Source organism: Halogranum amylolyticum, assembly GCF_900110465.1.
GTDB lineage: Archaea > Halobacteriota > Halobacteria > Halobacteriales > Haloferacaceae > Halogranum > Halogranum amylolyticum.
Genome location: NZ_FODV01000008.1, coordinates 110810 through 132896 on the forward strand (window position 1 = coordinate 110810; position 22087 = coordinate 132896).

The following is a 22087-nucleotide window of genomic DNA, read 5'->3' on the forward strand; positions in this document are numbered from 1 at the left end:
GTCGTCACTTCGGGGTCCGTGACGTGGCTGAGAGGAGTAAGCCCCCTTCTGTTCCTCCCGACATTCGGCTGAGCGTCCGCGTCCGTCGTCCGGACTACCTTCGGGCGGCCGACGACACACGAATCGTGTCCTCGGCCGCCGCGTGGCGCGGACTTGCACCGGCGAGGATTCGCCGTTCCATCCGTTCTCGGCCGTCGGTGGCGGGCGTGACGCCCGCACACGGGGAGATGCTGATCACATCTCGCGACCCTCGACGGGTTAACTCCCCTTCCTCGCGGTCGGGTTCGCACGTCTCATCGGTCGGGCCGAGTGGTCTCGTTTCTGTTCCAGAGCCAGTCGTCTCCGACTCCGGGCTTGCGCCCGGTCACCTGTCCGGACGGTGGGGGGACTTTCCTCATGCCCCGCAGAACGGGGCACGGGGGTCGGGCTCTCTCTGCCGACTGGACCTAGCTTGGCCACTTAAATAAGCCGTTCGATACCGTTAACCGTCTCCTAATATTCCTCATGATTCATCTTGTCCGAAGGGAAGCGTTCAAGTCTCTCGGTACCTAGTGTGCGGGTATGTCCGAGGCGCAGACCGTACGCCTCTCCTACGAGGATGGGGCTCGGGCGGTCGAACTAGCGCGGGAGTCGGTCGAATCGTACGTTCTTCACGGGCAACGTGAGCAACCCGGCAGCATGCGGGACGCCTTCTACAACCGCACCGGGGCGTTCGTCCGGATAACCTCGACGCGGGGTCGAGGTCGCGTGCGCGGCTGTGCGGGCACCTATCGAGGAAAGAACCAACTCGGTCACGCCATCGTCGACGCGGCCATCCAGGCCGCCTCCGGCGACTCCTGTGGCTCCGAAATCGAACCGCCCGAACTCCAGAATCTCAACATCTCGGTCTGCATCGTCTCGAACCACATTCTCACCAACGACCCGCTCGCCGATCTCGAACTCGGCAAACACGGTGTCGCCGTCGACAAGGGTGGTAACCACGGCTGGCTCTACCCCACGATCCCCGTCGAGAACAACTGGAGCGAGGAGAAGTACCTCAGTCGCGTCTGCCGCAAGGCCAAACTGTCGCCGCTGGCGTGGCAGGACGACGACACGATGGTGACGCTCATCGAGGGACAGGTGTTCCGAGAGCGTCCCGACGGCGGCAGCGTCCAAGAGCTTCAGATCAAGTAACGCCGCCTCTTCTCACCCGTTCGCCGAGATCGGAGGGCCCGCCTCTCGAAGACGGACATCCGCCACGACGAGTGACTACTCTTGGGTCGCGGTTCCGAACCCCGTCAGCGCCGCGTCCTCGACCGCCCGTTCGGCCGCCGAATCCAGGTCGAACGCGTCTTCGGCGACGAGTTCGCCGTCCCGGAGCAGCGGTTCCAGCAGCGACTCGGCGTCCGCCGGCGCCTCTCGCCCGCGGAGTCCGACGTGGTGGCCGCCGTCGGCCGTCCGGTAGACCTCCTTCACACCCGAGAGTTTGCCGCGTTTGGCCGCCGGTTCGCCCTCGATCTCGACGATGTCGAGCGCGAAGTCCACCGGGTCGGCGTTCGAGACGTACCCGCCGACGCCGAACCCGTCGACGACGTCGCGGAGTCGTCGCAGGTCCGCCGGCCCGAGTCCGCCGCTGACGAAGATGTCGACGTCGTCCTTCCCACGGGCTTCGAGTTCCCAGCGCACCTCCCGGCAGATGTGCCGGAAGTCGCCGCGGCGCGAACTCGTCGTGTCGAGTCGGACCCCCGAGAGGCGGTCGCCGAGCGCCTCGACGGCCCGGACGACCTCGTCTTTCTCGTCGGAGTAAGTGTCACAGAGCGCGATACGTGGGACGTCCTCGTCGACGGCCTCGTCGAACGCCAGCCACGCCTGCTCCTGGTTGCCGCGGCCGAACGCGATCAGCAGCGCGTGCGGCATCGTCCCGCCTGCCTCCCGACCGAGGACGTCGCCCGCGGCGACGTGCGAGAAGCCGTCGAACCCCCCCAGCAGCGCGCTCCGTTCGACCATCGCCGCCATCGACGGGTGGACGTGGCGCGCACCGAACGACAGCACCTGGGAGTCGGGTGCCGCCCGGCGGGTCTCGAGGGCGGCGGTCGCGATCCCCGAGGCGTGCGAGAGGAAGCCGAGGAGCGACGTCTCCAGACGGCCGAACTCGAGGTACGGTCCCTCGATTCGCATCACCGGGCCGCCGTCGAACAGTCGGCCCTCGGGGACGGCGTCGACGTCGACGGCATGTCCCTCCAGGAGATGCGCGGCGTCTTTCAGTCCGGCGAGGAGCTCGAATCCGCCGTCGGGGAACTGGTCGGCGGTGACTTCGGCGACGACGTGGGGGTTCTTCCCCGCGTGGCGGAGCGTCGTCTCCGTGCGGTCGAAGTAGGCGTCGGTGGCGCGACCCGACAGGATGGCCTCCTCGTCGACGATGTCGAACGCGGTCATTGGGCCCCCTTCTTTCGGGGAATTGAAAAAGACACCCGTTCGGTCGGTGACGTCGAAGAGAATCCGTCTTCGATGTCGGGTCCGGTACTCAGTTCCGCCGGTGGACGGCGGCGAGTTCCGCCACCGACGGGGCGTTGACGATCGTGACGCGACTGCCCCGATGAGTCACTCGGAAGGCGTCGCCGAACGGGCGGTCCTCGGGGACCCGGTAGACGCGCGGAGCGACGCGTTCGCCGCCCAGTTCGTCGACGAGGATGCTCTCGTAGGCGGAGACGAACTGACGGGCGTCCCGCTCTGTGTCCCACTCGAGCGCCCAGACGTAGCCGTACTCGTTCTGGCCGCTCTCGTACGGGACGACCCGGTCGCCGCCCCACCCGGCGCTCGCCGGATGCGTGTAGTTGTACGCGGAGTAGTCGCTCTCGTCCTGCCGGAACGACGCCCGGTCGACGTAGCCGTTCTGCCACAGCATGGCGTACAGCGACGCCTCGCCGACGGTGTCGGCCTGCGGGTTCAGGTCGAACCGGGACCAGTTCCCCGCAGAACGATCCGGGACCGACACGTCGACGGGAGCCTCGTCGGGGTACGTCTCGGGATGAATGAGCTGCTCCGTGCTCGCCGGGGAGTTCTCGTAGACGGCGTCGACAGCGTCCCAGCCGCCGCGTCGGTACAATCGGTCGACCAGTGCGGGACCTTCGCTGTACGGCGTGTAGACCGTGACGAAGACGCCGGGGACCGAGAGGCCGCTCGCGCCGCCGCTCGTCCCCGACTCGGGCGTCGGGACGCAGTCGAACGTCCCGCGCTCACACCGCTGTTCGTACAGATACTCGACGTACCGCGCGTCGCCCTCGACGATGCCGCTGCGGGCGAGTTGGCCGTCCTGCGTCCGGGCGTCGTTGCCGAGGCCGAACTGCTGGTCTTGGAGCGCGTGGACGAGTTCGTGTGCCAGCGTCGCGCGGTCGATCTGTGGCGTCTCCGAGTCGCTGACCACGACGATGCGCTCGCGACTCGACGAGTAGAACCCCGCGACCGACCCGCCGTACAGCTCCTCCAGCACGTCGCTCGCCTCGCGGTCCTCGCCGACGAGGAGCAGCGCCTCCCACACCTGGTCGTTCCACGCCCGGTACTCGGCGTTCCGGTCGCCCTGCGTGGACCGACCCTGTCGGCTCTGTCGGTACTGTTCGCGGCTGACGACGTCGACGGGGACGGGGCGCTCGAACTCCAGCCCGCGGATGCGTTCGACGCGGGCCATCGTCCGCGCGACGAGCGCCTCGCGTTCGTCCGCGTCGAGTCCGTCCGACTGGTCGACGTCGAGCGACTCGTTGTACCAGTAGCCGTTCTCCCAGCCGAGACGGTCGCTCGGCGGGTCGTCAGGCCACTCCCAGTCCGGGTCGGCGGCCGTCGGCGGCGTCACCGGCGCTGCACACCCGGCGAGCACGACGAGGAAGACCGCGAGCACGGCGAGTTGTCGGGACACGTCGACTCTCGGTCGGCCGTCGACAAAGGTCGTTCGCCGACGGCGTCGCGGTGGACCGGGAGCGCGACGGTGACTCGCTGCCTGTCGGGCCCTCTCCCCGTCAGTCGTCGTTCGCGGGTGCGTGGACCCGCGAGAGGTCGTCGACGGTCGGCGCGTTCGTCACGACGACGGTGTCGCCGCGCTGGACGACGCGGAACGCGTCGCCGAACCCGTTGGGGTCGTCCTCGGCGATGCGGTAGACCGTCCCCGGACTGTCGGCGTCGGCGACCTCGCTGGCGTTCCGGTGGTCGAGCAGCTGGCCGTAGCCGTCGCGGAACTCGTCGGCCGACGACTCGTTCTCGAACTGGATCGTCCAGACGTAGCCCGTCTCGTCGTCGGCGTTCACGTAGGAGACGAGTCGGTCGCCCGCGAAGCCGTCGGTGTACGGGTTGTCGTAGCTCAGCGGGTCGAACTGTCGCGGGTCGCCGCTCTCGTTCGTGTTGAGCCACTGTTCCGGCGAGACGATGCGTGCCCCCGGCTTCTCGTACAGCGGCGTGACGAGCATGCTCGCGAGCCCCGCCTCGCCGACCTCGGCGTAGTTCGCCCGGCCGTCGACGTCGATGCGCTCCCAGGACCCCGACGTCCGGTCTGTGACTGTCGGTTCCGTCGGAGCGTCGTCGGGGTACTGCTCGGGGTGGATGACCTGCGACGTCGACGCCGGCGGGTTCTCGTAGACGGCGTCGACGGCGTCCCAGCCACCCGCCTGGTACGTCGCGTAGACGAACGCCGGCCCGTCGGAGTAGGGCTGGTACTTCAGGAGGTACGGGCCGATGGCGGAGAGGCCGCCGGAGCCGGTGTCGCTCGCGTTCGCGCCGCCGCCGCTCTGACCGGCCTGACCGCTCTCGCCGTCCGCGGTCTGACCGTCGGTCAGACAGGACCACTCGTCGCCACACCGCTGACCGTACAGGTAGTCGACGAGGTTCCCGTCGCCCTCGACGATGCCGTCGACGGCGTTGTGGTCCTCGCGGGTCGACTGCTCGTACGAGGAGATGTCGAACTGCTGGTCCTGCAGCGCGTGGAACAGCTCCTGAGAGAGCGTCACTTCCGAGAGCTTCGGCGACTCGGAGTTCCCGCTGACGAGGACGATCCGCTCCTCGCGCGGCGAGTAGTAGCCGCCGATGGCGGCCTGTCGGTTCTGCGTCTGGACGGCCAGCGAGTCGGTCGACTCGTTGATCATGAACAGCGCCTCGAACTTCGCGTTGTCGAAGCGACTGCGGTTGGGCGACGTAGTGTTGTTGTTACTGGGGGTCGAGAACTCGTCGCGGCCGACGACCTCGACGGGGACCGACCGCTCGAACTCCAGTCCACGGATGTACTCGACGCGGGCCATCGATCGGTTGGTGACGGCGGCGAGTTCCGAGTCGTTCAGTCCGTCGGACTGATCGACGTCGATCGACTCGTTGTACCAGTATCCGCCCTCCCAGCCGAGACGGTCCTCGGCGGGGTCCGAGAGGTCGGCCGGCGCGGGTTCGACGTCGGCGTGGACGTCGTCGTCGGGGACGACGGTGTCCGAAGCGCTGCCGGAGTCGGCGAACGGGACCGACCCGACACAGCCAGCGAGCAGTACGAGAGCAACGGTAGCGAGAGCAGGGAGGCGACGCACGTCTGTGCCGACGTTGGGGGTCGAGACGCAAAGGTCTGCTGTCCGAGCATCTCTCGGACGTCCACAAAGTCACGTAAGGCGTGCGATCGAGGCGGTGCCAACGCGTCAGCGACGGCCGACCGCAGCAGCGAGCGCGACGAGTACGACTGCGAGCGCCGTCAGGGCCGCGAGGACGCCGAGCCCGGGGGCGGTGGTCGACGACGTCTCCGGCGCGGTCGTCTCACGCTGTCCACGCGGGCGGACGTCGGCGAGGTCGTCGGCCGTGGGCGCGTTGACGACGGTGACCGTGGTCCCCTGGCGGGTGACTCGGAACGCGTCGGCGAACTCGCCGTCCTCGACGACGTAGACGTCAGACCCCTGCGACTCGGCCCCGTTCGCCCGCAGCATAGAGAGGTACGTGCTGCGGAACTCGCGGGCGTCCTTGGGCGTGTCCCACTCTAAGAGCCAGACGTAGCCGTACTCGGCGTCGTCGCCGCTTCCCTTGGCGTATGGGAACAGCCTGTCGTTCGCCCACCCCTCGGTCGGCGTCGACTGGTAGTTGTAGCGGTCGTACCGGCTCTCTCTGTCGGCGATACGCTGCCACTCGAAGCCGTCGAACCCCTCGGTGGCGATTCGGTCTTGGTACCAGAACATGGCGAACAGCGATGCCTCGCCGACGGTGTCCGACCCGTTCTGCCCCTCCTCGAACAGCGACCAGCCGTCGCGGGCGCGGTCGGTGTAGTCGATGGGCACCGGCTGCTCGTCGGTCCGGTGGATCACCTGTTCGGTAGAGACCGGCGGATCCGCGAACCGGTCGTCGACGGCGTCCCAGCCGCCGTCCTGCCGCAGGTCGTGGACGTACGGCGGCCCGTCGGAGTACGGCTGGAAGATGGTGAGGAAGATCCCGAGGTTGACGTCGCTGTCGCCGGGACCGCTCCCGCCCGAACGGGGCGTCTCGACGCACTCCCACTCGCCGCCGCATCGGTCCGCGTAGAGCTGTTCGATGTAGTTGGCCTCGCCCTCGACGACGCCGGAGACCGCGAGGTCGCCGTCCTGCGTCTTCCCGGTGTAGGTGTCGCTCGACAGGTTGTGGTACTGGTCCTGCATCGCGTGGACGAGTTCGTGGTGCAGCGTCGCGTTGTCGACGACCGGTTCGTCGGGCGAGTCGGTGACGATCTTGATCTCACTGTCTTTCGGCGAGTAGAACCCGGCGACTGCCGACCCGAGCGTCGACCCGAGTTCGCGCTGAACGTTCTCCTGTTCGCCGGTGACGAACAACGCCTCCCACACCTGGTTGTTCCACGCCTCGAAGGAGGCGTTGGTCTTCGACTGGTTCGCGGAGCGCTGTCTGTACTGCTCGCGGGAGACGACCGACACCGGCACCTCCTCTTTGAACTCTCGGTCTCTCAGGTGCTCGACGCGAGCCATCGACCGGGCGACGTACGCCTCGAGTTCGGCGTCCGAGAGCCCGTCAGACTGGTCGATATCGATCGACTCGTTGTGCCAGTAACCGTTCTCCCAACCGACGACGTCGCTGTCGGGGTCCGGCGGCGCGTCGGTCTGCTGGGCGGCGGCGTCTGCGGTCGCGACCGGCACGAGACCGGCGGAGACGACGAGCGAGACGAGACAGAGGGCGAGGAACCGTCGCATACTCGGGAGTGGGACCGGTGTGTGAAGTACCTTGCCCGCGTACGGCGGTTCGAGGAGTTTGAGTCCACTCGTCTCGGCGGCACTTCGACTGTGCTCCGAACCGACGTTGTCGTGTTCCTCGTGTTTATGTAATTGTCAGGCGCTAAAACCCCGTTCTTCAGGGCGGGGAAACAGCGCCGTCTTTGGTTGTGAACACTGTGAACCGAACGTACAACTGCTCACACGACGTTTCTGTGACTGTCGTTGCGATGGTTCCTCCATCGTGATTGACTGTCCGAAAACTGGCAGTTGACTCGGTGTTTGCCTCATCAAAACGTAATCCTTCGGACGACCCAACCGACACAAAATAATCAGATAACTCTGAGTCCTCGTGGAGAGGATAGGAGTAACGGTAGCGTGGCCCTGCCAGCACTTGTCGGGTGTTAAACCGCAAATCTCCCAACTCAGCGGGCCTTTGCTCGTGGGAAGCCCCGCCGTTTACGGCGGGGAGGAGGTCACTCTAGCTCCGGCAAAACAATCACACATGAGAATCGGTCCCGGAACGAAAGTCGTCCTCCTCGACGCGTTCCTCGCCGCCTCCACGTTTCTCCAGTACTGGTTGACTCGACAGTTCACGACGAGCGACGACTGGTGGATCGCTGGCGTCGTTGCGCTCGTTACGTTCGTGCTGTTCACTGCCGCCGATAGGAGTCGCGTCGGCCTCTGGGCGCTGGTTGCTGCAGGGTTGCTCGCGATGGCGGCGTTCGTCTGGATGGGTGCGACCGGCACGCTCGGAACGTACCCCTTCGGATGGTTCTTCCTCGGACTCACTATCGCGATAGCCGTGAATCGCTTCGCTTTCGGCGTGGTTCGCCCCGTCCCGGAAGCACGTCGCCGCCGCGTGGATCCATCATACTGGGTGAACGAGTAACGAACCGAGCCAACCGTTTTGCTCCTCTCTCCCGAACCGACAGCTATGAGCTTCGACCCCGACCGCACCGCCGTCGTCGTCGTCGACATGCAGAACGGGTTCTGTCACCCGGACGGGAGCCTCTACGCACCCGGAAGCGAAGACGCGATCGACCCCGTCACCGACGTCGTCGCGATCGCCCGCGAGGCCGGCGCGGCCGTCGTCTACACGCGCGACGTCCACCCGCCCGAACAGTTCGAGGGGAACCACTACTACGACGAGTTCGACCGCTGGGGCGAACACGTCGTCGAGGGCTCCTGGGAGGCCGAACTGGTCGACGAGCTCGACGTCCGCGAGGAGGACCACGTCGTCGTCAAGCACACCTACGACGCCTTCCACCAGACCGAGTTGGAGGGGTGGCTCGACGCCCACGGCGTCGACGACCTGCTGATCTGCGGGACGCTCGCGAACGTCTGCGTGCTCCACACCGCCGGCAGCGCCGGCCTCAGAGACTACCGACCGGTGCTGGTCGAGGACGCGCTGGGGTTCATCGAGGAGGACCACCGCGAGTACGCCGTCGACCACGCCGACTGGCTGTTCGGCGAGCTGACGACGCGCGACGAACTCGGCCTCGAGTGAGTCCGAGCGTGCGAGGAGTCACCGAAACAGTCGGTAGGCCGCCTGCCCCGTCGCGACCGCTTCGGTGCCCCCCTCGGGCGTCGGACTCTCGACGGTGACGGTGCTGACGCCGATAGAGCCGCCCGCACGGACGACGTCGGCAGTCGCGGTGAGGTTGCCGGACGCCCGTCGGAGGTAGTTCACGTTGAGGTTCACCGTCACCACGCCGCCGTCCAGCGGGTCGTCGAGCATCGTCCGCTGGGCGACCCCGCCCGCCGTGTCGATCAGCGTCGCGGCGACGCCGCCGTGCATCCCCAGCGAGTCGGCGTCAACCTCTCCGGCGGGGGGTTTGTTCGTGAGTTTCTCGTCGAACGGGACGGTCATCACGACGCGTCCGTAGTCGATGGCGTCGACGGTCGTGTTCAGCCACGCGAGGAAGTCGTGACGGTCCTCGATGTACTCTTGGACCCAGCGGGCGGTGTCCGCGGGGAACTCGTCTGTCGGCATACCTCCACCACACGGAACACGGGTTTGTAGTCGTCGGTCGGCGGCGTCGACCGCCAGACTCGACGGGAACCGGGGGAGGGCGGGGAGTTGTGATGCGTCGGCCAAAACGCGTTACTGCCGGAGACACCACCGCCCGAACATGAGCACGTACACCGCGCTCGTCGACGTCGCAGATGCCAACGTCCAGAACGTCCAGGAGTTCGCCTCCGTCTGGGGCGACATCAGACAAGACATCGAGGGCTGTGGCGGCGAACTGCAGGACGCCTACGCCATCCTCGGCGAGCACGACTTCCTCGTGCTGTTCGAGGCCGAAGACCAGCAGGCGGCGCTGCAGATCGCTCTCTCGATGGAGCGGTACGGACTCGACACTCAGACGATGGAGATCATCCCCGTCGAACGGTTCGGCGAACTCGTCGAGGACATCTAGGCCGACAGAGCGAGGTGACCGGCCGTCGAAGTGAACCCCGTGACCGGAGACGACGGCCCCGAGTACGACACTGATTTTCGCGACCGTCCCGAGGAGTACCGCGTCGGTCGCGGCGAGGAGGACGTGTTCAAGATCGGGCCGACGAGGCGGGTGAGGCTATCTACGAGCGCTTCTGCGAGTACCGCGAGAACGACGAGTTCGTCGGGATGGACATGGCGCGGAAGTACCTCCAGATGGGATACACACGGGCGATGCGCTACGCGCGGTATCCCGGTGGCCGGAAGTACGGCGACGATGGAGCCGAACGCGACCCCGAACACTGGGCCGACCACGACAAGCGCGAGGCGGCGCTGGGGTACGAGGTCTGGTGGAACCGCGTCGAGGACAACGAGGCCTACCAGCGGGCGAAGGAGGCCCACCGCGAACGCGTCGACTAACCGAGTCGGACCGGGTCGTCGGTCGGCCGGATCGTCAGTTCGACCGCGTCGCCGACGGCGAACTCGTGGTCGAAGGCGACGAGTTTCGCGCCGAACGCGGCGTCCTGCGCGGCGAAAAGCGAGAGACCGACGATGCGCTCGCCGTTCGCGAGCAGTTCGACGTCGTCCCACGCCACGTCGCGTCCGTCGGCGACGCCGACCGGCGTGCCGAGAAACGAGAGCGGACCGCGCGGTCCCTGCGTCGCCCGCGGCGTCAACACGCCGCCACCGCCGTAGTGCGTGAGTCCGCCGTCGAGCACCGCGCCGTCGTCGGCGGCGATACCGACGAACGACTCGCCGGGTGCGGGGTGCGTCGGGGCGTCGAGCACGGCGTACGTCTCGCCGACGGCGACGACCTCGCCCGTCCCGTCCCACGCCAGCGGTTCGACGTCGACGGCGACGTCGACGGGCAGCGATCCCGAGGCGCGGTACGGGTTCTGCCCCCGTTCGCGGAAGCCGAGGTGGACGTGGTTGTCGACCCACTGACCGAAGAACCCCGAACGGACCATCTCCCCGAGCGAGTCGCCGACGGCGACGACGTCGCCCGCCTCAACCGCCGGGTCGACGTGGAGGACGCGCGCGAGAGCGTCCCCGCAGTCGAGGACGATCAGATGGTCGTGGTCGGTCGCGTACGAGCGGTCCGGACAGCGGACGGTCCGCGTGGCGACGACCTCGCCGGCGACGGGCGAGATGCCCTCGTTCGTCTCGGGGTAGAGATCGATCGCACAGCCGTGGTCGTGGGCCGGATACGGCGAGTTGTACAACGAGAAGCGTCGGTAGCGCCGGAGGACGTCCGCCGAGAGCGTGACCGCCATGGACGCTCTCGGCGACGGGAGCGCTTAGGTACGTCGGGTTCTATCGTCGACTATGCGCGTCATCCGCGGGCGGGCGGCGACCCCCGAAGCCGACCGGGAACTGACCGCCGAGCTGCTCGCCGAGGTGGCCGAGCGCGGCGTCCCGGCCATCCGCGTCTGGGCCCCCCACCGACAGGTCGCCTTCGGGCGGCGGGACAGCCACGCCGACGGCTACGAGCGTGCGAAGAACGCCGCCGAGGAACGCGGCTACCCGGCCGTCGAGCGGAGCGTCGGCGGACGAGCGGTCGCCTACACGGGCGAGACGACGCTGGCGTTCGCCACGGCGGTCCCCGTCGACGACCTGCGGCAGGGGCTCGACCGCCGGTACGAGGAGACGACGACGACGGTGCTCGACGCCCTCCGCGACCTCGGCGTCGTCGCCCGACGCGGCGAACCCGACGAGTCATTCTGTCCGGGCGCGCACTCGGTGCAGCGCGACGGGAAGCTCGCGGGCATCGCCCAGCGCGTGACGAGCGGGTCGGCGCTGGTCTCCGGCTGTCTGCTCGTCGCCGAGCGCGAGGAGGTCGTCGACGTGCTCGACCCGGTGTACGACGCGCTGGACGTCCCGTTCGACCGCGACTCCGTGGGCACCGTCGCCGACGCCGGCGGCCCCGACGACCCCGAAGACGTTGCCCGCGCCGTCGAACGAGCGTTCGTCGGCGACGACGAGATGGACGTGGAATCCGTCGACGACCGATCCTGACCCCACTGGCGCGCGCTGGCAGTCGCTCCGTCGACTGCCGAGTGCGTGCGAGGGACGAGGGAGAGAACGCAGTGAACGAGCGAATCGGTTGGGGAGGGCGTGGCCGGTGCGGTCTGCTGTCTCTCGGTGTATTTCGGGAGTCGTGGAGCACTCACCGAGACTACCTCACGACGAGCAACAGAGCTAACAGATATCACAGTGAGAGGTCGGTAGTGAACCACGCGAAGCTCTCCTGACACCTCGGACTCGCGGGCGGTGCACTCACCGCCGTGGCGTCGGGGTCTCGTCTCCCCTCGGAGTGTCGAACAGACCTCGCGCTCGCGACGAACGCGCTGGGTGTCGTCGGTGGCCTGATCCTCGTCGTCGCCACGGCCTCCATCCTCCTCGTGTCGACTCGCCGGAACGACTCCTCGATCGAACACTCTCCACCCGAAGCCACGACCTTTAGCACCCGGCGACGAACACTCCCGATATGCTCTTTCAACACGCGACCCTCGCCGACGGGCGGACCCGCGACGTCCGCGTCGAGGGTGAGCAGATTGCAGCGGTCGACGCCGACCTGACTCCCGCAGACGACGAGCGCGTCGTCGACGCCACCGACAGACTCCTGCTTCCCGGCGCGATCGACGCGCACGTCCACTTCCGGCAACCGGGGTACGAACACAAAGAGACGTGGGAGACGGGGTCGCGAAGTGCCGCCGCGGGCGGCGTCACGACGGTCGTCGACCAGCCGAACACGTCGCCGCCGACGACCTCCGGCGAGGCGTTCGACGAGAAGGCCGCGTTCGCCGAGCAGTCGCTCGTCGACTGGGGGATCAACGGCGGCGTCACCGGCGAGTGGGACCCCGACTCGCTGTTCTCCAGACCGCTCTTTGCGCTCGGCGAGGTGTTCCTCGCCGACTCGACGGGCAACATGGGTATCGAGGCCGACCTGTTCGCCGACGCCGTCGCCCGCGCCGCCGAGGAGGACGTGGTCGTCACCGTCCACGCCGAGGACGCCACGCTGTTCGACCAGTCGGCGAAGGAACGCGCCGCCGACGACTACGACGCCTGGAGCGCCTACCGTGCTGCCGAGGCCGAGGCGGCCGCCGTGGAGCGGGCGCTGGCGGTCGGCGGCGACTCCGCCGCACAGATCCACATCGCCCACACCTCCACGCCCGAGGGCGCAGACCTCGCCCACGACGCCGGGGCGACCTGCGAGGTGACGCCGCACCACCTCTTTCTCTCCCGGGACGACTACGACGAACTCGGGACGAAGGGGCGGATGAACCCGCCGCTGCGGAGCGAGGAGCGCCGCGCCGGGATGGTCGACCGCCTCGTCGACGGGACGATCGACGTCGTCGCGACCGACCACGCGCCGCACACCGAAACCGAGAAGGACGCCGGCATCTGGGACGCGCCGAGCGGCGTCCCCGGCGTCGAGACGATGCTCCCGCTGCTGCTCGAAGAAGCTCGCAACGGGACGCTCTCCCACGAGCGCGTCCGGGACGTCACCGCCGCGAACGTCGCCGAGATCTTCGATCTGCCCCGGAAGGGGAGCGTCGAGGTCGGCAACGACGCCGACCTCGTGCTCGTCGACCCCGAGGCGAGCAGGGAGATCCGCGGCGACGAGCTCCACTCGAACTGCGGGTGGACGCCGTTCGAGGGCCGACAGGGCGTGTTCCCCGAGTTGACCCTGGTTCGCGGCGACGTCGCCTACGAACGCGACGGGGACGGCGGCGAGTCGTTCGGTGACGCGGCGGGACAGAACGTCCGGCAGTAGGTAGTTACGGCCGCGGTTGCCGCGAGCGGGCGAGGCGACTCTACTCGACCAGAGAGAGAAGTACGCCTCGCTGTGGCGTGCGCAGACGGGGAGTGAACTGCCGCAGTAGTGGGGTCTGGTGTGCCGCTTCGTTGCCCTGTGCGACAGAGTCATCTGCGCGAGGCCGACTGACTGACTGACCGCGGAAGTCGGTCGAGAGAGGGTGCTCTACACCGCGACGTCACCACCCGAACGAGACGGCCCACAGGCCGACGACGACGAGGAACAACGCACCGAATCGGTCGGCAGTTCGCCCGGCGTCACTGCGTTCGGCCGTGTCGAAGAAGGGGTCGAGCCGGTAGAGGAGCGACGGGTCGGAGAACCCGACCACACCAGTGACGATGGCGACGACGCCGAGTGCGACGAGGGAGGGGTGTTGCACGGCCGAGAGGTTCTCAGAACGATGTAAAAAACGACGGGCTGGTCAGACTCCACCGACGACGACCGTCGCCACCGCCGACCCGACCATCACGCCGAAGCCGAAACTCCCGATCCGAGCCATCGCGCGGCGGGAGTTCGTCTCGGTCCACCCCGACGCCGCGTCCAACTGGTCCTGCATCGCCTCGACGCTGTTGGCGGCGAGGATCGACCCCGACCAACCCAGCAGTCCGAACCCGAAGGCGAGCGCCCCGAGGAGAAACACCGTGTCGCTCGCGGCGCGGACGCTCCCGAGTGCGACGACGGCGGAGAGGAGTCCGGCCGCGCCGACGACGAGTCCGACCGCGAGGGCCAACCCGACGAGGCGCAGTCGGGACATCTAGTCGACCGCTTCCCGCATCCGCGGGTCGAGCGCGTCGCGCATCCCGTCACCGAGCAGGTTGAAGCCGAGGACGGTGATGGCGAGAAGCAAGCCGGGGAAGAACGACCACCACCACTCGCCGGTGAGCAGCCCCTGTTTGACCCCGTTCGAGAGGATGAGCCCCCACGAGGGCGTCCCGGCCTCGGCACCGAAGCCGAGGAACGAGAGCGCCGCGAGGTCGAGGATGGCCAGCCCGAAGTTGAGCGTCGACTGGACCGTGATGGGAGCGAGGCAGTTCGGCAACACGTGCCGGACGAGCACCCGTGGGTCCTTCGCGCCGAGCGCGACGGTCGCGTCGATGTACTCGTCTTCGAGCACCTTCAGCGCCGCGCCGCGGACGACGCGGGCGAACCGCGGCGTGTAGACGAGCGTCAGCGCCGTCACCGCGCGCCACAGGCCGAGTTCGTCCGGGAAGATGGCGACGAGCGCCAGCGCGAGCAGCAGCGACGGGAACGCCAAGAGGACGTCCATCGTCCGCATGATGACGTTGTCCGTGATGTCGCCGTAGTACGCCGCGACGATGCCGAGGCCGACCCCGAGCGTCGTCGAGATGCTGACGGTGACGGTGCCGAACATCATCGCGAGCCACGCGCCGTAGAGCACGCGACCGAAGATGTCGCGCGCCTGGAGGTCGGTACCGAACGGATGTTCTGCGCTCGGCGGGGCGAGACTGGGGTTCGTGCCGATCTGCGTCGTCTTCAGCGTCGCAAGGTCGGGTGCGATACCGACGAGCGCGCCGAAGCGCGCGTAGAGAGCGATGGCGACCATCGCGAGGATGATGAGCATCCCGGCGACGGCGAGGCGGTTCGACAGCAGATCAGAGAGGAACGGTGACGCCTGCAAGCGAGCGAGAAAGCCCCGCTGGGTGGCAGTGCGCTCCGCGTTCTGTGTTTCCGTGCTCATTGTTCGATCCTCGGATCGAGATACGTGTAGGTCAGGTCGACGCCCAGGTTCACCAGCGTGAACAGGAACGCGAACACCAGCACCGTCCCCTGGACGAGCGGGTAGTCACCGACCTCGATGGCGGTGACGAGTAGAGTTCCGATGCCGCCGATACCGAACACCGTCTCCGTCAGCACCGCGCCGCCGAGGAGCGTGCCGAACTGGATGCCGATGACGGTGATGACGGGGATCATCGCGTTCCGGAACCCGTGTTTCATGATGGTGATCTTCGCGCCCTGCCCCTTCGCGCGGGCGGTCCGCATGTAGTCCTGGCGGACGACCTCGAGCATCGACGAGCGCATCATCCGGGAGATGAGCGCCATCGAGTAGATGCCGATGACCGCCGCGGGCAGCAGCATGTGAGCGAGAGCGGACTCGAACGCCCCGAACCCGCCGCCCGTGAGCCCGTACACCAGCGAGTCGAGCGTGATGAGCCCCGTGTAGACGGGGACGTCGTAGGCGGAGGCGATACGACCGCTGGCGGGCAGCAGGTTGAAGAACTGCGCGAAGAGCAGGATGAGAAGCGGCCCGCTCCAGTAGATGGGGACGCTGATCCCCGTCAGTGCGCCCACCCGCGTCAGGTGGTCGGTGGCGGTGTCCTGTTTGACGGCGCTCAACACGCCCAGCGGGATTCCGAACAGGATGCCGAGGATCTGTCCGTAGACGGCGAGTTCGAGCGTGACGGGGAGTCGTGCGCGGAGGACGGTCAACACCGGGACGCCTCTGCGGACGATGTACGAGTCGCCGAGATTCAACGTGACGATGTCAACCAGGTAGCGGCCGTACTGGACCCAGATCGGGTCGTTCAATCCGAGTTCCGCTTCGACGGCAGCCACCTGCTCGGCCGTGGCTCGTTGGCCGGCGATGACCCGTGCCGGGTCGCCGGGGCTGAGATGGAGGATGGCGAACACGAGCGTCGCCACTCCGAACAGCACCGGAACGAGCAACAGCAGCCGCTTCAGCAAGAAGCGTTTCGAGACCATAATGAAGGAACTGAGAGTTGGTTACTTGAGGCTGACGAGGTTCAGGAACGGCCCGCCGATGGGCGCGAGCGTGAACCCTTCGACGCGGTTTCCGACTCCGCGCAGTTCCTTCGCGTGGTCGATGAACACCCACGGTGCCTCGTCGTGGGCGATCTGTGCGGCCTCCTTGTAGTTGCTCGTGCGGGCGCTCTCGTCGTACGTCTTCTGCGCCTCCTCGACGAGCGACATGAAGTCGGTGTTGGCCCACCCGGCGGAGTTGAGCGTGTTGTACCCCTCCGCGTCGAAGCTGACCCAGTCCTGTCCGTCCGGCACGTCGTCGGTGGAGACGCCGGGGTGGAGCAGGCTGTAGTAGAAGTTGTCTGGGTCGGCGTTGTCAGTCATCCAGCCGAGGAAACAGGCGTCGTGGTTACCCGCCGACGTGTAGTCGAGGAACGGGTTGAACGACTGCTGGTTGATGCTGACCTCGATGCCGACCTCCGCGAGGTTCGACTTGACCGTCTGGGCCGCCTGGATGGGCGAGGGGTTGTACGTCCGCGGGTTCTTGAACGTCGCGAGCTCGAAGCTGAACCCGTCGCCGTAGCCCGCCTCCTCGAGCAGCGACTGGGCCTGGTCGAGATCCTGCGGATACGGGTCGAGGCTCTCGTTGTAGCCCATCACGTTCGAGGGGATCGGCTGACTCGCCTGCTCTGCGATCCCCTTGTAGATGGTGTCGACGATGGCCTTCGTGTTGACGGCGTAGCTGATGGCCTGGCGGACCTTCTTCTCGCGGAACGCCTCGACCTTCGCCATGTTGAACGCCATGTAGCCGATGTTGATGCCAGCCTTCTCGACGAGTTCGGCGTTCGAGGAGTTGTCGACGATCTTCGACGCCTGCGCGCCGATGCCGTCGATGATGTTGGCACCGCCGGAGTCGAGCGTCTGGGCGCGACTCGTGTTGCTCCCGACGGCGGTGAAGACGACCTCGTCGACTTTCGGCGCGTCGCCCCAGTAGTCGCCGTTTGCAGAGAGACGAATGCGCTGGTTGGAGTTATCCCAGTTCTCGAACTGGAACGGTCCCGTCCCGATAGGGTTGCTCTTGAGGTCCGTCCCCATCTCCTCAATGGCCTTCTTCGAGAGGATGGAGGCCGCGAACATCGCGAGGTTGCGGAGGAACGGCGCGTACTGCTGGCTCAGCTGCATCGTCACCGTGTAGTCGCCGTCCGTGGTGACCTCGTCGACCCAGTTTCCGAGCGTGAACGGGCCGTACGCGGAGATGTAGTCGTCACCCGGATAGTGTTCGTAGTCGGGGTTGACGAAGCGGTTGTACGTCGCGACGACGTCCTCGGCGGTGAACTCCTCGTCGTTGTGGAATTTGACGCCCTCGCGGAGCGTCAGCGACGCCGTCGTCCCCTCGAGTGACCAGTCGGTCGCTAACCCCTCCCGGAGCGACGTCTCGCCGGGCTTGAACATGATGAGCTGATCGTACACCTGGTTGGTGACCTTCACGTCCTCCCCGCTGGTCGTGTTCTGCGGGTCGAGCGTCCCCGAGTCGTTCCCGCGGGCGTACGTGAGGACGTTCCCCCCACCGCTGCCGCCGTCTCCGCCGTCGGAGGCGTTCCCCCCACCGCTGCCGCCGTCTCCGCCGTCGGAGGGACTTGTCTCGTCGGGGTCGGCTGCACAGCCTGCGAGGGTTGCTGCGGCCGCCGCACCGCCGGCCGCTTTCAGGAAACTGCGACGATTGACAGCGCTATCGCGTGGCATACGGGCACAACAAACACGACGTTCCTAAAGCTATCGATAATAATTCCGGGAGATATCGAGAAAACCACTCGGAAACAATTCCTCCGTCGAATTATATTTCGTTCACTATCTTTCCGTATATATGTTCTCTCACAGGTCGTAGAGGTGACACGCGGCCGGATGGGGGCCGTCGTCGAGGTCGGGGTTCTGTCGTTCACAGACGCTCTCGAAGCGGTCCCGGAGCAGCGTCTCCGCCGTCTCCCAGTCGTCGCCGGCGACGGCGGCGAGCGCGTCGTCGACGACGGCGCGGTTCTCGCCGGTGAGTTCGGTGTCGAAGAGGTGGTTCCGCAGGGCCGCGACGGCGGGGCGACCGCCGTCGGCGGCAGTGGCCTGCGGTGCGTCGGCCGTCCGGTCGCCGTCCGCCTCGACGGCCTCAAGGTCGAGACTCCGCGACTCGACGCGCTGACGGAGGTCCATCACCTCGCGGAACGTCTCCTGGTCGATGACGACGTCGTCGGGCGGGATCACCTGCGGGCAGCGCGTCCGGAAGTGACAGCCCGACGGCGGGTTGATCGGCGAGGGGACGTCGCCTTCGAGGATGATGCGCTCCCGCGAGACGGTCGGGTCGGGGACGGGGATCGCCGACAGCAACGCCTGCGTGTAGGGATGTTTGGGGTTGTCGAACAGTTCGTTGGTGTCGGCCGTCTCGACGATCTCGCCGAGATACATCACGGCGATGCGGTCGCAGATGTGCCGGACGACGGAGAGGTCGTGAGCGATGAACAGGTACGTCAGCCCGAACTCGTCTTGGAGGTCCTCCATGAGGTTGAGGATCTGCGCCTGCACCGAGACGTCGAGTGCGGAGACCGGTTCGTCGGCGACGATGAAGTCCGGGTCGACGGCGAGCGCGCGAGCGATGCCGACGCGCTGTCGCTGTCCGCCGGACATCTCGTGGGGGTAGCGGTCCACCTGTCCGGCCTCGAGACCGACAGCCTCCATCAGTTCGACGACGCGGTCCTTACGCTGCTGACGCCGGGACTTGTCCTCTGACGGTTCTGCCTCGGGCAGATCGTGAATCTTCAACGGTTCGGCGATGATCTGTTTGACCGTCATCCGCGGGTCGAGACTCGACATCGGGTCCTGGAAGATCATCTGCATGTCGCGACGCTTCGCCCGCATCGCTGACCCGTCGAGGTCGGTCAGATCCTCGCCTGCGAAGACGACGCGGCCGTCGGTCGGTTCGAGCAGTTTGAGCAGCGTCCGGCCCGTCGTCGACTTCCCGCATCCCGACTCGCCGACGAGACCGAGCGTCTCGCCCTCGTAGACCGTGAAGTCGACGCCGTCGACCGCCTTCACGCTCGCATCCTCCAGTCCGAGCCACTCGTCGAGTAGCCCGTCCGCCCGCGAGAAGTGCTTCTTCACACCCTCCGCTTCGAGGAGCGGCCCGCCGATCTCGTGATCGCCCGTCGAGAGCGCCTCGTCGCTCCCGTACTCGTCGGTGTCGAACTCCTCGAGGATACACTTCGCTCGGTGGTCCACGTCGTCGGGGCCGTGCTGGAGATGCGGGATCTCGCCGTGGGTACACTCCTCTTTCGCCCACGGACACCGCGGGGCGAAGTGGCAGCCGTCGGGCATGTCGACGAGGTCGGGGACGTTGCCTTCGATCGGCGTCAGTCGCTCCTTGTCCTCCGTCGGGATCGATTCGAGCAGGGTGTAGGTGTAGGGGTGAGAGGGGTTCTGGAAGATCTCCTCGACCGGTCCCTCCTCGACGATCTCGCCGGCGTACATCACGGCGACGCGGTCGCACGTCTCGGCGACGACGCCGAGGTCGTGAGTAATCATCAGCACCGACATCCCCAACTCGTCTTGGAGGTCGTTGATGAGTTCCAGGATCTGCGCCTGGATGGTGACGTCGAGCGCCGTCGTCGGCTCGTCGGCGACGAGCAGTCGCGGGCGGCAGGCGAGCGCGATGGCGATGAGCACGCGCTGGCGCATCCCGCCGGAGAACTCGTGGGGGTACTCGTCGACGCGGGAAGTCGGTTCGGGGATACCGACCTCCGAGAGCACTTCGACCGCCCGTTCGAGCACCTCCTCGTCGACCTCCTTCCCGCCGAGCTTCGGGAGAAGTTCGCGGACGCCGTTGAGCCACGTGTCCTTCTTCCGGCCGCCGTACTGGTGGAGGCGCAGCGACTCTTCGACCTGCTCGCCGACGGTCAGCGCCGGGTTGAGCGAGGTCATCGGGTCTTGGAAGATCATACTCATCGCGCCGCCACGGACCGCTCGGAGCGCCTCCTCGGGCGCGGCGGTGAGGTCGATCCGGTCGCCGTCGACGAACTGTGGGTTCGAATACTGGTCGCGGAACTCCGCGGCGAGGTCGGGTTCCCGGAGCGTCACCTCGCCGCCGACGATCCTGCCGGGATCGTCGACGAGCCCCATCGCCGAGAGCGCGGTGACGCTCTTGCCCGACCCGGACTCGCCGACCAGTCCGACGGTCTCGCCCTCGTGGATGGTGAGGTCGACGCCGTCGACCGCCTTCACCTGACCGCGGTCGGTCGTGAACTGCGTTCGGAGGTCCGACAGAGTGAGTAAGTCAGCCATTACCACAGGATTGTCCGGGCGGGGCGCAAATACCTTTTCACATCTATCGGCCGCGTCAAATCTCGCCCGTGGCGATCTCGGCCGGTCGCCAGACCGGACCGACCTCCGGTCCGATCTCACTGCGACGGTAGCGACGGGAAACGAACGTTTTTCCCGTGGCCCCACAGCAGAGTGTGGCATGGACAACCATCCGCTCGAAGGGGTGCTCGACGTCTGGGAGGGCGTCGTCGAGGACATGGAGGCTACGGCGGCGGAGTACCGCGAGAACGGTTGGGAGACGCTGGAGCTACATCCCGGCGACGTAAACCCGCTGCCCGCCGTCGAGGAGCGCACGGAGGGACGGTTCGGACTCGACGTGCTCGTCCCCGGCGAGGAGTACGAAACCGTCTCGACGCTGGTCGCGGACGCCGAGTTCGACGAGTACGAGGTGTTCCGTGCACAACGGGGTGGCGTCGTCTTCCTCTTACTGGTGACGAAGTCGACGGCGGCGGAGCAGGTCGTGTTGACACCGCTGTACTACGGCGTCGAGGACGCCCGACTGATGCTCGAGCGCGCCCGCGAGGCGGACGTGCTGTACACGCACGTCCGTCCGCTCTCGGGCGACGAGCACGTGACGTTCACCCAGCAGGACCCCGAGTTACTGTTCCCGGAGTAGTCGGCGGCCGCTCTCGACGCCGCGTCTCCCGAGGAGAGTGCCTGAGAGCTCCTGCGAGACTCCGCTTCCCTACCCGTCGGGCGGTAGCCGACAGCCGCCGCTTCGTCGTTCAGCGACCAGACAGTCGAAAACGAGACACGAGAGAACGCGACGGCTCAGGGTTCGTGGACGTGCCCGCACTCGGGGCACTCGACTTCCTCGCCGCGGAGTTGTGCGCTCTCCTCTCGTACCTCGCGCATCACGCGCGAGATGCGGTCTTCGGCTTCCAGTTCGTCCTCGACGGAGAGGTCGACCCCCTCGACCTCCAGCAGGAACTTCGCGATCTCGGTCACCTCGTACATCATCTCGTCCAGCTCCTCGGCCGTGAAGAAGCCGCACATCGCGCCGTAGAGGAACGTCGCGCCCGACTGTTTGATCTTCCCCTCGAACGACGAGCGGGCCTGGTTGACCGCCTGCGGGGTGTAGGTGTCGGTCATGAACGGGACGAGTCGGGGGAGGTTCTTCCCGATCTTCGTCATCTCGACGCCGGTCTCCGTCCGGAAGTCCGCACAGAGACGGGCGATGGCCCACTCGCGGGCGGTGATGTACGTTCGGTCGCGGAGGAAGGAGTTGACGCGGTCGTACTGCGCGCCGTCCATCTTCTTGAACCGCTCGTACTTGCGGACGTCTTCGGGAACGTCGCCGGCCGGTTGCTGGGTCGTCTCCGTCTCGTCGCCAGCGGTCGCCGGATCGCCTGCCTGCGCCGCTGAATCGTCCGCCTCCTTCGCCACCGAGTCGGCCGTCTCCTCCGCCGCCGAGTCGTCCGTCTCCGAGGTCGACGGCTCCTCGTCGAACTCTGCCGTCGCCGCGGGGTCCTCACTCATATCCGCCCTTGCCGGGCGGGGTCTAAAAGGGTTGTCGTGCGTCGAATCGGGGGGGATTCTGCTGCAACACGAGAAACTGTTTTCTATCACGAC

The 22087-nt window shown here is 67.1% G+C and carries 20 protein-coding genes, 1 other RNA gene and 1 pseudogene; 8 read left to right on the forward strand and 14 right to left on the reverse strand.

All coding sequences use genetic code 11. The features are described 5' to 3' along the window. Positions 1 to 25 precede the first annotated feature (25 nt). Positions 26 to 438, reverse strand: an RNA gene (rnpB, locus tag BSG17_RS15100) — RNase P RNA component. Positions 439 to 561: 123 nt separating this feature from the next. Here rnpB and BSG17_RS15105 point away from each other — a divergent pair. Then, positions 562 to 1173: a TIGR00296 family protein gene (locus BSG17_RS15105; RefSeq protein ID WP_089825548.1), complete on the forward strand. Its 612-nt coding sequence runs from the start codon at positions 562 to 564 to the stop codon at positions 1171 to 1173. 75 nt (positions 1174 to 1248) lie between these two features. On the opposite strand, the gene BSG17_RS15110 is transcribed toward BSG17_RS15105, so the two are convergent. The 4 genes from BSG17_RS15110 to BSG17_RS15125 form a co-directional block, all read right to left on the reverse strand. Then, complete coding sequence (locus tag BSG17_RS15110; RefSeq protein WP_089825550.1) at positions 1249 to 2415, reverse strand: nicotinate phosphoribosyltransferase; 1167 nt, start codon at positions 2413 to 2415, stop codon at positions 1249 to 1251. A gap of 88 nt (positions 2416 to 2503) precedes the next feature. Further along, complete coding sequence (locus BSG17_RS15115) at positions 2504 to 3889, reverse strand: Hvo_1808 family surface protein (RefSeq protein ID WP_089825552.1); 1386 nt, start codon at positions 3887 to 3889, stop codon at positions 2504 to 2506. A 100-nt stretch (positions 3890 to 3989) separates the two neighbouring features. Further along, positions 3990 to 5531 carry an Hvo_1808 family surface protein gene (locus tag BSG17_RS15120; protein WP_089825554.1) on the reverse strand — a complete coding sequence of 514 codons (1542 nt, stop codon included), beginning with the start codon at positions 5529 to 5531 and terminating at the stop codon, positions 3990 to 3992. 105 nt (positions 5532 to 5636) lie between these two features. Beyond that, positions 5637 to 7160 carry an Hvo_1808 family surface protein gene (locus tag BSG17_RS15125; RefSeq protein ID WP_089825556.1) on the reverse strand — a complete coding sequence of 508 codons (1524 nt, stop codon included), beginning with the start codon at positions 7158 to 7160 and terminating at the stop codon, positions 5637 to 5639. Between the two features lie 523 nt (positions 7161 to 7683). Here BSG17_RS15125 and BSG17_RS15130 point away from each other — a divergent pair. Both BSG17_RS15130 and BSG17_RS15135 read left to right on the forward strand, forming a co-directional pair. Next, a complete protein-coding gene (locus BSG17_RS15130) occupies positions 7684 to 8070 on the forward strand; it encodes a hypothetical protein (RefSeq protein WP_089825557.1) in 387 nt (128 codons plus the stop codon). Positions 8071 to 8115: 45 nt separating this feature from the next. Then, positions 8116 to 8688 (forward strand): cysteine hydrolase family protein, encoded by a 573-nt coding sequence (locus tag BSG17_RS15135; protein ID WP_089825560.1) that lies wholly within the window; start codon positions 8116 to 8118, stop codon positions 8686 to 8688. 18 nt (positions 8689 to 8706) lie between these two features. On the opposite strand, the gene BSG17_RS15140 is transcribed toward BSG17_RS15135, so the two are convergent. Further along, positions 8707 to 9174 carry a PaaI family thioesterase gene (locus tag BSG17_RS15140; RefSeq protein ID WP_089825563.1) on the reverse strand — a complete coding sequence of 156 codons (468 nt, stop codon included), beginning with the start codon at positions 9172 to 9174 and terminating at the stop codon, positions 8707 to 8709. Between the two features lie 139 nt (positions 9175 to 9313). Here BSG17_RS15140 and BSG17_RS15145 point away from each other — a divergent pair, with 139 nt between their 5' ends. Both BSG17_RS15145 and BSG17_RS15150 read left to right on the forward strand, forming a co-directional pair. Continuing rightward, entirely contained in the window at positions 9314 to 9601 is a 288-nt protein-coding gene (locus BSG17_RS15145; RefSeq protein WP_089825566.1) for a GYD domain-containing protein, read from the forward strand. A gap of 30 nt (positions 9602 to 9631) precedes the next feature. Beyond that, a pseudogene (locus BSG17_RS15150) lies at positions 9632 to 10038 on the forward strand (DUF4385 family protein). On the opposite strand, the gene BSG17_RS15155 reads toward BSG17_RS15150, so the two are convergent. Continuing rightward, positions 10035 to 10892: a DUF8155 domain-containing protein gene (locus tag BSG17_RS15155; protein ID WP_089825568.1), complete on the reverse strand. Its 858-nt coding sequence runs from the start codon at positions 10890 to 10892 to the stop codon at positions 10035 to 10037. The pseudogene BSG17_RS15150 and the gene BSG17_RS15155 overlap by 4 nt on opposite strands. A gap of 52 nt (positions 10893 to 10944) precedes the next feature. Between BSG17_RS15155 and BSG17_RS15160 the strand changes: the two genes are divergently transcribed. Together BSG17_RS15160 and BSG17_RS15165 are read left to right on the forward strand one after the other, a co-directional pair. Continuing rightward, positions 10945 to 11634: a lipoate--protein ligase family protein gene (locus BSG17_RS15160; protein WP_089825570.1), complete on the forward strand. Its 690-nt coding sequence runs from the start codon at positions 10945 to 10947 to the stop codon at positions 11632 to 11634. Between the two features lie 472 nt (positions 11635 to 12106). Continuing rightward, the gene (locus BSG17_RS15165) at positions 12107 to 13396 is read left to right on the forward strand and encodes a dihydroorotase (RefSeq protein WP_089825572.1); all 1290 of its coding nucleotides are present in this window, start codon (positions 12107 to 12109) and stop codon (positions 13394 to 13396) included. Between the two features lie 220 nt (positions 13397 to 13616). Here the strand turns inward: BSG17_RS15165 and BSG17_RS15170 are convergent, their stop codons facing one another. The 6 genes from BSG17_RS15170 to BSG17_RS15195 form a co-directional block, all read right to left on the reverse strand. Then, entirely contained in the window at positions 13617 to 13817 is a 201-nt protein-coding gene (locus tag BSG17_RS15170) for a DUF6199 family natural product biosynthesis protein (protein WP_089825574.1), read from the reverse strand. Positions 13818 to 13859: 42 nt separating this feature from the next. Beyond that, positions 13860 to 14192, reverse strand: a complete 333-nt coding sequence (locus BSG17_RS15175) for a DUF7268 family protein (protein ID WP_089825576.1) — start codon at positions 14190 to 14192, stop codon at positions 13860 to 13862. Next, positions 14193 to 15137 (reverse strand): ABC transporter permease, encoded by a 945-nt coding sequence (locus BSG17_RS15180; RefSeq protein ID WP_089825577.1) that lies wholly within the window; start codon positions 15135 to 15137, stop codon positions 14193 to 14195. After that, on the reverse strand, positions 15134 to 16159 hold the full coding sequence (locus BSG17_RS15185; protein ID WP_089825579.1) for an ABC transporter permease: 1026 nt from the start codon (positions 16157 to 16159) through the stop codon (positions 15134 to 15136). The genes BSG17_RS15180 and BSG17_RS15185 overlap by 4 nt, the downstream gene beginning before the upstream one ends. 21 nt (positions 16160 to 16180) lie before the next feature. Next, positions 16181 to 17899 (reverse strand): ABC transporter substrate-binding protein, encoded by a 1719-nt coding sequence (locus BSG17_RS15190; protein ID WP_089825580.1) that lies wholly within the window; start codon positions 17897 to 17899, stop codon positions 16181 to 16183. Positions 17900 to 18028: 129 nt separating this feature from the next. After that, complete coding sequence (locus tag BSG17_RS15195; RefSeq protein WP_089825582.1) at positions 18029 to 20476, reverse strand: ABC transporter ATP-binding protein; 2448 nt, start codon at positions 20474 to 20476, stop codon at positions 18029 to 18031. Positions 20477 to 20654: 178 nt separating this feature from the next. On the opposite strand from BSG17_RS15195, the gene BSG17_RS15200 reads away from it, so the two are divergent. Next, complete coding sequence (locus tag BSG17_RS15200) at positions 20655 to 21131, forward strand: DUF7529 family protein (RefSeq protein ID WP_089825585.1); 477 nt, start codon at positions 20655 to 20657, stop codon at positions 21129 to 21131. A gap of 155 nt (positions 21132 to 21286) precedes the next feature. On the opposite strand, the gene BSG17_RS15205 is transcribed toward BSG17_RS15200, so the two are convergent. Continuing rightward, positions 21287 to 21994, reverse strand: a complete 708-nt coding sequence (locus tag BSG17_RS15205) for a DUF5806 family protein (protein ID WP_089825586.1) — start codon at positions 21992 to 21994, stop codon at positions 21287 to 21289. Positions 21995 to 22087 lie beyond the last annotated feature (93 nt).

Excerpts from the sequence above, each read along its gene's own strand:
- BSG17_RS15105 (WP_089825548.1), top strand. The coding sequence starts at position 562 with ATGTCCGAGGCGCAGACCGTACGCCTCTCCTACGAGGATGGGGCTCGG.
- BSG17_RS15110 (WP_089825550.1), bottom strand. The coding sequence starts at position 2,415 with ATGACCGCGTTCGACATCGTCGACGAGGAGGCCATCCTGTCGGGTCGC.
- BSG17_RS15125 (WP_089825556.1), bottom strand. The coding sequence starts at position 7,160 with ATGCGACGGTTCCTCGCCCTCTGTCTCGTCTCGCTCGTCGTCTCCGCC.
- BSG17_RS15130 (WP_089825557.1), top strand. The coding sequence starts at position 7,684 with ATGAGAATCGGTCCCGGAACGAAAGTCGTCCTCCTCGACGCGTTCCTC.
- BSG17_RS15135 (WP_089825560.1), top strand. The coding sequence starts at position 8,116 with ATGAGCTTCGACCCCGACCGCACCGCCGTCGTCGTCGTCGACATGCAG.
- BSG17_RS15140 (WP_089825563.1), bottom strand. The coding sequence starts at position 9,174 with ATGCCGACAGACGAGTTCCCCGCGGACACCGCCCGCTGGGTCCAAGAG.
- BSG17_RS15145 (WP_089825566.1), top strand. The coding sequence starts at position 9,314 with ATGAGCACGTACACCGCGCTCGTCGACGTCGCAGATGCCAACGTCCAG.
- BSG17_RS15155 (WP_089825568.1), bottom strand. The coding sequence starts at position 10,892 with ATGGCGGTCACGCTCTCGGCGGACGTCCTCCGGCGCTACCGACGCTTC.
- BSG17_RS15160 (WP_089825570.1), top strand. The coding sequence starts at position 10,945 with ATGCGCGTCATCCGCGGGCGGGCGGCGACCCCCGAAGCCGACCGGGAA.
- BSG17_RS15165 (WP_089825572.1), top strand. The coding sequence starts at position 12,107 with ATGCTCTTTCAACACGCGACCCTCGCCGACGGGCGGACCCGCGACGTC.
- BSG17_RS15175 (WP_089825576.1), bottom strand. The coding sequence starts at position 14,192 with ATGTCCCGACTGCGCCTCGTCGGGTTGGCCCTCGCGGTCGGACTCGTC.
- BSG17_RS15180 (WP_089825577.1), bottom strand. The coding sequence starts at position 15,137 with ATGAGCACGGAAACACAGAACGCGGAGCGCACTGCCACCCAGCGGGGC.
- BSG17_RS15185 (WP_089825579.1), bottom strand. The coding sequence starts at position 16,159 with ATGGTCTCGAAACGCTTCTTGCTGAAGCGGCTGCTGTTGCTCGTTCCG.
- BSG17_RS15190 (WP_089825580.1), bottom strand. The coding sequence starts at position 17,899 with ATGCCACGCGATAGCGCTGTCAATCGTCGCAGTTTCCTGAAAGCGGCC.
- BSG17_RS15195 (WP_089825582.1), bottom strand. The coding sequence starts at position 20,476 with ATGGCTGACTTACTCACTCTGTCGGACCTCCGAACGCAGTTCACGACC.
- BSG17_RS15200 (WP_089825585.1), top strand. The coding sequence starts at position 20,655 with ATGGACAACCATCCGCTCGAAGGGGTGCTCGACGTCTGGGAGGGCGTC.
- BSG17_RS15205 (WP_089825586.1), bottom strand. The coding sequence starts at position 21,994 with ATGAGTGAGGACCCCGCGGCGACGGCAGAGTTCGACGAGGAGCCGTCG.